The 9,786-nt window shown below is 69.4% G+C and carries 8 protein-coding genes and 1 pseudogene; 4 read left to right on the top strand and 5 right to left on the bottom strand.

All coding sequences use genetic code 11. From position 1 onward, the window contains the following. Window positions 1-136: 136 nt before the first annotated feature. From VGV13_18995 to VGV13_18980, 4 genes are all read right to left on the bottom strand, one after another. Entirely contained in the window at window positions 137-1,555 is a 1,419-nt protein-coding gene (locus VGV13_18995; protein ID HEV8643177.1) for a sigma-54 dependent transcriptional regulator, read from the bottom strand. 3 nt (window positions 1,556-1,558) lie between these two features. After that, entirely contained in the window at window positions 1,559-3,010 is a 1,452-nt protein-coding gene (locus tag VGV13_18990) for an ATP-binding protein (GenBank protein ID HEV8643176.1), read from the bottom strand. Window positions 3,011-3,202: 192 nt separating this feature from the next. Then, entirely contained in the window at window positions 3,203-3,598 is a 396-nt protein-coding gene (locus tag VGV13_18985; protein ID HEV8643175.1) for a hypothetical protein, read from the bottom strand. Window positions 3,599-4,042: 444 nt separating this feature from the next. Then, entirely contained in the window at window positions 4,043-4,711 is a 669-nt protein-coding gene (locus VGV13_18980) for an HAD family hydrolase (protein HEV8643174.1), read from the bottom strand. A 126-nt stretch (window positions 4,712-4,837) separates the two neighbouring features. Between VGV13_18980 and VGV13_18975 the strand changes: the two are divergent. Further along, window positions 4,838-5,125: pseudogene (locus VGV13_18975) on the top strand (septal ring lytic transglycosylase RlpA family protein). Between the two features lie 97 nt (window positions 5,126-5,222). Here the strand turns inward: VGV13_18975 and VGV13_18970 are convergent. Beyond that, window positions 5,223-6,338, bottom strand: coding sequence for a glycosyltransferase family 4 protein (locus tag VGV13_18970; protein ID HEV8643173.1), 1,116 nt, complete (start codon window positions 6,336-6,338; stop codon window positions 5,223-5,225). On the opposite strand from VGV13_18970, the gene VGV13_18965 reads away from it, so the two are divergent. The 3 genes from VGV13_18965 to VGV13_18955 form a co-directional block, all read left to right on the top strand. Further along, the gene (locus VGV13_18965; GenBank protein ID HEV8643172.1) at window positions 6,337-6,927 is read left to right on the top strand and encodes a DedA family protein; all 591 of its coding nucleotides are present in this window, start codon (window positions 6,337-6,339) and stop codon (window positions 6,925-6,927) included. The two genes, VGV13_18970 and VGV13_18965, sit on opposite strands and share 2 nt — an antisense overlap. Window positions 6,928-7,188: 261 nt before the next feature. Further along, window positions 7,189-8,487 (top strand): ATP-binding protein, encoded by a 1,299-nt coding sequence (locus VGV13_18960; GenBank protein HEV8643171.1) that lies wholly within the window; start codon window positions 7,189-7,191, stop codon window positions 8,485-8,487. Next, window positions 8,480-9,786, top strand: a 1,307-nt coding sequence (locus VGV13_18955; protein HEV8643170.1) for a sigma-54 dependent transcriptional regulator, incomplete at its 3' end; no start/stop codon positions are given. The genes VGV13_18960 and VGV13_18955, both read left to right, overlap by 8 nt.

Raw genomic sequence — 9,786 nt, 5'->3', positions numbered from 1 at the left:
GGCCGTGGCCAGCGTGGGTACGTGCGCACCCACGTCCTCCTATAGAGACGCTGGCTGCGGTCGAACCATCTCCTGAACACCGCCCATGTTCGCGGCCATGTGCCGCTTTCACCTGCGAGCTTATTTCGGATCGGGGCTAGGACTCCCCCGTTTTGACAGGAGGATGGAGCTCGTATTTCTCCATGCGATACCTGAGCGTCTCCTTGGAAATCCCCAGCAACTCTGCGGCCCGCGTGCGATTCCAGCCGGCGACGCGGAGCGCTTCGTAGATGAGCTGCCGTTCGACCTCGTCGAGGACGATCTTTCCCGCCGAGAAGTCGACACGAACCGTTCCGTCAATCTCCACGACGACCGGGGTCTGACACTTCGTCTCGGCGAAACCGAGCTGCTCCAGCGTGACCACGGGCCCGCCGTGGAGCAGGACAGCGCGCTCCATCACGTGCGCCAGCTCCCGGACGTTCCCCGGCCACGAATACGAACGCATGGCCACTTCGGCCTCGGGGGCGAGCTCTTTCGCCGGCAGTCCGTACTGCTGGCTGAAGCTCTCGAGGAAGTGACGGGCCAGGAGCGTGATGTCGTCCCCCCGCTCCCGGAGAGGCGGGATGTGAAGGGTGAGCGTGTTGATCCGGTAATAGAGGTCGGGGCGAAAGGCGCCTTCGGCAATGGCCGCCCCCAGATCGCGGTTGGTGGCGGCCACGATCCGGACGTTGAACGTCTTCGCCCGGAGGCCGCCGATGCGACGGACGGACCGGTCCTCGAGCGCCTTGAGGAGCTTGACCTGCATCCCGAGCTCCATGTGCCCGATCTCGTCCAGGAAGAGGGTCCCCCCGTCCGCCGCCTCGAACAACCCGGGCTTGGCGGCCTTGGCGTCGGTGTACGCGCCGCGCTCGTAACCGAACAGCTCGGCCTCCAAGAGCGCCGGAGGAATCGCCGCGCAGTTGATGTCCACGAAGGGCCCGGCGGACCTCGGACCGTGGTAATGAATCGAGCGGGCAATCATGTCTTTGCCCGTACCGGTTTCGCCGCGGATCAGCACCGTCGGGGCGACGCCGCCCTCCGGCGCTTCCAGAGCGGCGATCCGCTCGATCTGGCTTCTCAGCGCGCAAATCGAGGCCGACTCCCCCACGATTCGGGAGATGTGCCCGACGGTCTGGTGCCGCTCCTTGAGATAGGACAGTTCCCGGCGCATGCGCAGATGCGCCGAGGCTTTGTCCACGATCACCCGGAGCTCGTCGAGGTCGACGGGCTTCGTCAAATAGTCGAACGCGCCGAGCTTCATGGCTTCCAGCGCAGAAGCGACCGAGGCGTGGGCGGTCATCATGATGACCTCGGTGGTCGGCGATAGTTCGCGGAGCCGCCGCAGCACGTCGAGCCCGTCGATGCCGGGAAGTTTGATGTCGACCACGGCCACTTCTGGACTGATCTGCTCGGCGATCCGGACCCCCTCTTCGCCAGAGTGAGCGACCGAGGTCGTGTACTTGTGTCGCTCCAGGTACGTCGAGATAGCTTCGGCCAAGACGGTTTCGTCTTCGATCACGAGAATCAGGGGGACCATGGGTCAGGCGGGCTTGACGGGAAAGGTCACCCGGAACACGGAGCCTCCACCCGGACGGCTCTGCACGGCGATGGAGCCATCGTGCGCCTCGATGAACTTCTTGGCCAGAGCCAGTCCCAGCCCGGTCCCCTGCGGCTTGGTCGTGTAGAACAGCTCGAAGATCTTTGACATCTCTTCGGGACGGATACCGCAACCGGTGTCGTGGACTTCCGCAAAGACCTGGGCGCCGCCGGCGCCGTCGTCGCTGATACCGCTGCTGATGGTGATGGTCCGGGAGCCGTCGGCAATGGCCTCGATGGCGTTGCTGATCAGGCCCAGAAAGACCTGCTCGAGCAGAATGGCGTCTCCCATGATGGAGGGCAGCGCGGGGGCCAGCTGCTCAACGACCGCGATGTTGGCGGAGGCAATGCGTCCGGCCGTCATCCGGAGACTGGCGCGGATGACGTTGTTCAGGTCCAGTGGCTCGCTCCGCCGTTCAGCGGGCCGGACGAATTGCAACAGGTCTTTGATTCTGCCCCCCAGCCGGTCGACCTCGGACATGACGCTGACCAGATTCTTCGCCGTCAGCGGCGAGCCCCCGCCCTCGCGGCAATCCAGGAGGGCGACCTGGGCGGCGGCGCGGATGTTGGCCAGCGGGTTGCGGATACCGTGCGCGACGGCGGTGACCACCGCGCCAATCGCCGCCATCCGCTCGGCCTGGAGCAGCTGGACCTGGACGTTCCGCAGTTCCTCGTTGGCGGCAGTCAGCTCCCACGTCCGCTGTTCGAGGGTTTGGCGTTGATGCTCGATCCGGTGGGAGGCCCGACGGACGACCCAGAAAAGCGAACAGTAGATCAGCGATGCGCCGGCGAGGGCGGTGGTGGCGACGGTGAGCTGCGCCCTGCGAATGTTCATGAAAACCTGGTCAAGCTCCTTGTAGGTCTCGATGACACCGATCACCCTGGAGGCCCCCGGGAACACGATCGGCACGTACACCTCGACCAGCTCCGGCAAATTGTCGCGCTCGTAGACATTCTCTCCCTTCTTTTTGCCCATCTCGAGATTGACCATCGTTCGCCCGGCCAGCGCTCCCACCAGCTGCGGGTTGTCGGGGAAACGCTGACCAATCAAGCGCGACTCATCGGACCACACCACGGCCATCGTGTCGTCGTAGATCTTCACCCTGACAATGTCCGGCATCAGGATCGTCTGTTGGTAGAGTTGCTGGAAGTGTCGCTGAGCGTTCGGGCTACTCGGTGACTCGAAGTCGGCCGGCGTGAGGTAAGCGCGGGCCGCTTTTCGGATGTAGTTTGCTGTGAGACTCCACTCCCAATCGAGCAGGTCTTTCCGCACATTGTAGAAGGTCAACGTCACCAGCGCGGCTGTCGTCAGGCAGGTGACGATCAGGCTGACGACGGCGAACTGCCGTATCAGCGAACCGCCGATCCACCACGTTCGGAAGAACCGCACGAGCATCCCGCGGCATGATCCCAGATCGGTCTGCACCTCGCAAGAGCGCACCGCCCAACTCGCCACCCACGTCGGCTACGCCAGCACCGCCGTGGCTCCCGGCTCGCGCACATCCCTACCGATTGACGGTCCCGCGATCAATCAGCGCAAAGTGGCCGGGGACGCCGTCCTGCCGGAAGACGTCCCCGGTCCTTTCCCTCAGCGCTTCACCTCGCATGGTGCCGTCGCCGTGGCCACGGTGTTTCCGGCCGCATCCAAGATCGATCCGGTGACCTGGGCGTTTTGAATGAAGTCTGGCGCGATCGCGGTGGCCCCCTCGGCGATATCGCCGGCGTCACTGTCGAAGTCGAACTCGACCTGATCTGCGACCGCGGCCTGCGTTCCGGAGGTCGCCGTGTTCAGCCCGGACGCGAGCCTGGCGGCAAATGTTCCGTTCGCAGGAACGAGGTCGAACCCATCGACGCTCGCCTTCGACCTCGGCGGGTTCAGCCGTTGCTCGCACCGTACCCGCACACCAGCCGCATCCGCCTCGAGAACCGCGGCCAGAAGAATCACTAGACACCCAACCGTGGTCACGACTCTCTGTCCCATCATGCTTCGTGCCCTCCTTTCATTCCTGTGGCTCCTTGGTTCGTGCAGCGCTCTCAGTCTTCGGCAAGGGCCGTGCCAAAGCTCGTCGTTCGGCTACCGCGTCGGAGCATTCCGGAACGACCTCGAAAAGCAACGCCTTGGCCGGGCCGCTCGGTCGAGGACGCGATCCGCACCCGGTGAGCGTGGTGGACCGTGGCGATTGACCGTCGGCATTTGCCCAATGTGGGCTTTTGCCCCTGCCTGTCGCCGTGGTGACCGAGTCCCGCTGGCACCATCGCTGGTGCTCACGCTGGGCTCGTGATGGTCGCACCGGCGTGGGCAGACTGGCGGCCGGTACTGCACTCCTGCGCCTTCAGGGTATGAAGGATCCGCCGCGCGCCGTGAACGTCGTTCCGGTCGCCCCGGCCGCGTGAGGTTGCGGCCAGCCTGGTCGCGACTCGCCGAAGGCTAGCGGTCGGTCAGGCGGAACTCTTCGACGAACTCGATCACCCCGAGGCTGCCCGGCGCGCGGGTGACGTGCTGGGCGCGGGCCCGGAGCGCCGGCACGGCGTCGGCCACCGCCACCCCCAGCCCGCAGGCGGCGAGCAGGGTGTGATCGTTCTCGGCGTCGCCTATGGCCACGGCCTCGTTGGGGGAGACGTCGAGCGCGGCCAGGGCGGCCAGCAGCCCCGTGCCCTTCGACAGGCCCTGGGGCAGCAGCATCAGGGCGCCCTTGTTGAACTCCAGGATGCGGGGGACCCCCGCCTCCTGGATCGCTGCCCGCGCGGCGTCGGCGAAGCGGGTCAGCGTCGCCACGATCGACTCGCCGAGCTTGAACTCGACGCGGTGCCGGGACAGCGCCTCGAGCAGCGCGGGCTCCGGCGCCGCGCCCAGCGGATGGGCGCGGCCGAGTCCCGGTAGATAGAGGAGGGCGCCGTTCTCGGCGACGACGGCGTCGAACATGCGGTCGACGTTGGGGCAGACCTCCCTCAGCTCGACGAGGATCCGGCCGGTGACGAGCACGAGCTTGCGCCCGGAGGCTCGCACGCGCGCCAGCGCCGCCGCGGTCGGCGCGGGCGTGCGCCCGTTCTCGGCGATGGTGCCGTCGTAGTCGATGGCCAGGGCCCGGACGTTCATCGATTCGATGGTTCGATAGTACGATGGGATATGCGAGCCCGCACGATATGGCCGGCGGCGCTCCTGGTCCTGACCGGGTGCGCCACGACGCGCGTCGCCGTGCCGCCTTCGGCGCCGCCGCGGCTGGGGGCGGAGGAGCGCGGGCAGGCCTCCTGGTACGGCGAGCCCTTCCACGGCCGGCGCACGTCCAGCGGCGAGGTCTTCAACATGTATCAGCTCACCGCCGCGCACCGCACGCTGCCCCTGGGCACGCGCGTGCTGGTGACCCACCTGGGGAACGGACGCTCGGTGGAGGTGCGGATCAACGACCGTGGCCCCTTCGTCGGAGGCCGCATCATCGACGTGTCCTACGCCGCTGCCCAGCGGCTGAGCGCGGTCGGCGCCGGCGTCTTCCCGGTGCGCCTGCGCGTTGTCGCGCTGCCCGACAGCGCTCGCGAGCCGCCGGGGCCACGCGCCGAGCCGGCGCGTGGCCGCCCGGCCGCGCGCCCGGACACCGCGCCCCTCCGCTGACTCAGCCGCCCAGGAGCTCAGCGTACACGGCGGTCGTTTGCGCCATCGTCGCGTCCATGGTGTAGCGGGCCTGCACGAGCGCCTGGCCGGCGCGGGCCATCTCCCGGGCGCGGGGAGGATCGCGGAGCAGCGCGACGATGGCGCCCGCGAGGGCGGCGGCGTCGGCGGGAGGCACCAGCCGGCCGTTCTCGCCGTCGCGGATGATCTCGGGGGTGCCGCCGACGGTGGTGCCCACCACCGGCGTCCCCACCGCCAGCGCCTGTGGGATCACCTGCGAGATCGCCTCCGACTTGACGGAGGGCAGGACGAGGACGTCGAGCGCGGCCATCACCTCGGGGATGTCGCGGCGGAAGCCCGTCATGATGACGTGGGGCTCGAGACCCATCTCGCGCACGCGGCGACGCACGCCTTCGAAGCCGACGCCGTCGCCGACGATGAGAAAGCGTGTCCCCGGCACCGCGCGCAGCACTTCCGGGGCAGCCTCCAGGAAGTAGCGGTGTCCCTTGGAGCCGCGCACGTTGGCCACCAGGCCGACCACCGGGCTGGTGAGCCCCAACTCGTCGCGCACCGTCTTGCCCGACACGCCGGGGTGGAAGCGCATCGCGTCCACTCCCGCGGCGACGGCGACGATCCGCTCGGCGGGCACGCCGGCGCGCTGCACCAGCGTCCGGACCGCCTCGCCGCTGGTGATGACGCGATCGGCGAGACGATAGGTCAGGGCGCGCCGCTTGACGATGGGGATGGTCACGTGGCGGCCGCGCACGACGGGCAGGCGCAGCGACTTGGCCGCCAGCGTGCCCAGCCAGCTGTCGACCGAGCTGTGGGTGTGCGCGAGCGCCACCCCCCGCGCCCGCATGAGCCGGCGGAGCGCCAGGAGCGCGGGCAGATCGAGGGCGCCGCGCATGCGGACGGCGACGGCGGGCAGCTCGGCAGCGCGCGCTTCGGAGAGCAGCCGGCTCTCGGGCTGGGCGGCGATGAGCGCGCTCCAGCCGTGGTCGAGCAGCCAGCGCGCCTCGGTGAGGATCCGGATCTCCTGGCCGCCGAGGCCGAGCGAGGCCTCGGTGTGAAGGATCAATCGCTGGCGAGGCATCGGCAGGCCCATGCGAGTATAGATCATGCTTCAACGCTTCATCGAGAACTTCACCTACCTCGGGGTGTTTCTGGTGCTGTTCGGGGCCGGCCTGGGGCTGCCGATTCCCGAGGAGGCCCCGGTCCTGGCCGCCGGCGTGCTCGCGCACGAAAATGTCGTGCGGTGGTGGATCACGCTGCCCGTCTGCATCCTGGGCGTCCTCAGCGGTGACGTCGTCCTCTACTGGGTCGGCCATCACTGGGGCGAGGTGGTGCTGGACTGGCGGGTGGTCCGCCGCGTCCTCAGTCGGGAGCGCGAGGAGCGGCTCAAGGCCGCCTACCACCGCCACGGCGTGAAGATCGTCTTCACGGCCCGCCACGTGCTGGGCCTGCGGGCCGCCGCCTTCCTCACCGCCGGCATCGCCAAGATTCCGTTCTGGAAATTCCTCGCGGTGGACGCCGGCGCGGCGTTGGTGGGCGTCCCTGTCGGCTTCGGCATCGCCTTCCTCTTCGCGGACCAGCTCGCGCGCGTGATGGCCGACGTGCGCCGCTTCGAGCGCTGGCTGGTGCTCTGCGCGCTGGTGGGGCTGGCCGCCGGGCTCGCCGTCCTCGCCTACCGCCAGAGCCGCCGCAGCTGACGCGCGCCCGCCCTCGCCCCGGCCCTCGATGCCCGCGGCCGGCTCGCCGCCGGCGGCCGCCGCTAGCCCCCCGGGCCGACCGAAGACGCGGAGTTGTGGCGGCGTCGGGGTGGCGGGCGGTGCGAGACCCGTGTTTCAGGGGGTAGACCCGGCCCCTGCGCCTTCGAGCTCGTCGAGCGTGGCGTGGCTAGCGTGGTCGAGCACCGCCCGCCACCCCGACGCCCCGAAAACCCCGCGTGCTATAGTCGCCTCGGGGGAGTCGTGACGACAGCCGGCCGCAAGCCGTGGCACGCGATCTTCAAGCTGCTCGAGGGCGACGAGCGGGTGTTCGCCGTGCTCCTCGCCGTCGTGATGGTCGGCGGCCTGACCACCCTCGGCCTCGTCCCCCTGCGGCCCCGCTACCGGATCGACCTCTTCTCGCTGGTGACGTGGTTCGCGGCGTACAAGGTCGGCATCTTCGCGCTGGTCACGATCAACCCGCGCGCTACCCGCATCATCTTTCTCAACGCGCTCGGCATCGATCTGCTGCTCGTCTTCACGCTGCTCTATTTCACCGGCGGCGGCGACAGCCTCTTCTACCTCCTCTTCTTCCCGCTGGTCGCGGTCAACGCCTACTACTTCGGCCCGTGGGTGGGCCTGGGCGCCGCCCTCATCGTCGGCGGGCTCTACACGCTCTCCGCGTGGCTGGTGCCGCCCTGGGTCGGCTGGACGCCGGGGTTCATTCTCTCCGCGCTGGCCGGCCTCCCGGCGGTGACCCTGGGCCTCGTCGCCGAGCGGGAGCGGCGGGCACGCGGCGAGGTCGAGCGGCTCAACACCGAGCTGACGGGAACGCTCAACCGGCTCCAGGCGACCCAGCAGGAGCTCCTCGTCGCCGAGCGCATGGCCACCGTGGGGCGGCTCAGCCTCAAGGTCGCGCACGAGGTCCGCAACCCGATCAGCGCGATCGAGTTGAACGCAGAGATCCTGCGGGACATCGTGCGCGGGCAGGCGGGGACGGAGCGGGAGGAGGCGGCCGGGCTCGTGGCCGCCATCCAGGACCAGGTGCGGACGCTGGACGCCCTGACCGAGGAGTACCTGACCTTCGCGCGCTTCCCCCGCCCGCACTTCGAGGAGGAGTCGGTCAACGACCTGGTGGTGGAGTTGGCCGACTTCGTGCGGCCCGTCGCCGTGCGCCAGGGCCTCACGCTGCACGTGGAGACCGATCCGACCGTGCCCATGATGGAGATCGACCGCGGCCTGCTGCGCCAGGCCATCCTGAACCTCGTCAAGAACGGGCAGGAGGCGCTCTCCCGCGGGGGCGAGCTGACGCTGGCCAGCCGGCGCGAGGGCGACACCGTGGAGGTCTCGGTGACCGACACCGGCGGCGGCATTCCCGACGAGGTCGCCAAGCGGCTGTTCGAGCCGTTCTTCACGACCAAGCCGCAGGGGACCGGCCTCGGCCTGTCGATCGCGCGCCAGATCATCGAGGAGCACGGCGGCGAGATCCGCTGGACGAACCGGCCGGGCGCGGGCGCCCGCTTCACCATCCGTCTGCCGCTCAAGCGGGCGGTCCATGCCTGATCCCGCCACCCTGCTGGTCGCCGACGACGATCCGGGGCTCCGCGAGAGCCTCGAGCGCACGCTGACTCGCGAGGGCTATCGCGTCGTCGTCGCCTCCGACGGGCGCGCCGCCCTCGAGCGCCTGCAGGCCGGCGGCGTCGACCTGGTCCTCACCGATCTCAAGATGCCCGCGCTGTCCGGCATCGAGCTGCTGCACGCCGCCAAGGCCATCGCGCCGGACGTCGACGTCATCCTGCTCACCGCGTTCGGGACCATCGAGGAAGCGGTCAAGGCGATGAAGGACGGCGCCTACGACTTCCTCACCAAGCCCGTGCAGCGGGCGCAGCTGCAGCGCGTGATCCGGTCGGCGCTCGAGCGGCGCCAGCTCATCCAGCAGAACCGCGCCCTCCAGCAGCGCCTTGACGCGCTGCTCCGCCAGGGCGCCGTCATCGGCGCCAGCCCCGCCTTCCGGCGCATGATGACGCTGGTGGAGCAGGTCGCCGACAGCTCCGCCACCGTGCTGGTCCAGGGCGAGAGCGGGACGGGCAAGGAGCTGGTGGCCCGCGCCATTCACGAGCGGTCGGCCCGGCGCAACGGCCCCTTCGTGGCCGTCAACTGCGCCGCGTTGCCCGAGACGCTGCTGGAGTCCGAGCTGTTCGGCTACGAGCGGGGCGCCTTCACGGGGGCGGCGGGACGCAAGGAGGGGCGCTTCGAGCTGGCCGACGGCGGCACCCTGTTCCTCGACGAGGTCGCCGACCTCTCCGCGGTGACGCAGCCCAAGATTCTCAGGATGCTCCAGGAGGGCGAGTTCGAGCGGCTGGGCGGCACCAAGAGCATCCGCGTCGACGTCCGGGTCGTCGCCGCCACCAACCAGGACCTGGCCCAGATGGTGCGCGACAAGCGCTTCCGCGAGGACCTCTACTACCGGCTCAACGTCATCACCATCACGGTGCCGCCGCTGCGCGAGCGGCGCGAGGACATCCGCGTCTTGGCCGAGCACTTCCTGCGCGTGTACGCCGCCAAGAACAACCGGCACCTCGACGGCTTCGCGGACGAGGTCCTGCGCAGGCTCGAGGGCTACTCCTGGCCCGGCAACGTGCGGGAGCTCGAGAACATCGTCGAGCGCGGCGTCGTGCTGGCCCGCGGCGTCCAGATCGACCTGCCCGACCTCCCCGAGGAGATTGCGGGAGCCACGCCGTTGCCCGAGGGCGTGCTGACCGTACGCATCGGTACGCCGCTGGCGGAGATCGAGCAGCGCCTGCTGGAGGCGACGCTGCGGGCGACCCGGGGCAACAAGACGCTCACGGCGCGGCTCCTCGG

Source organism: Candidatus Methylomirabilota bacterium, assembly GCA_036001065.1.
Classification (GTDB): Bacteria; Methylomirabilota; Methylomirabilia; order Rokubacteriales; family CSP1-6; genus MNEF01.
This window is presented reverse-complemented; position numbering and strand designations above follow the sequence as displayed.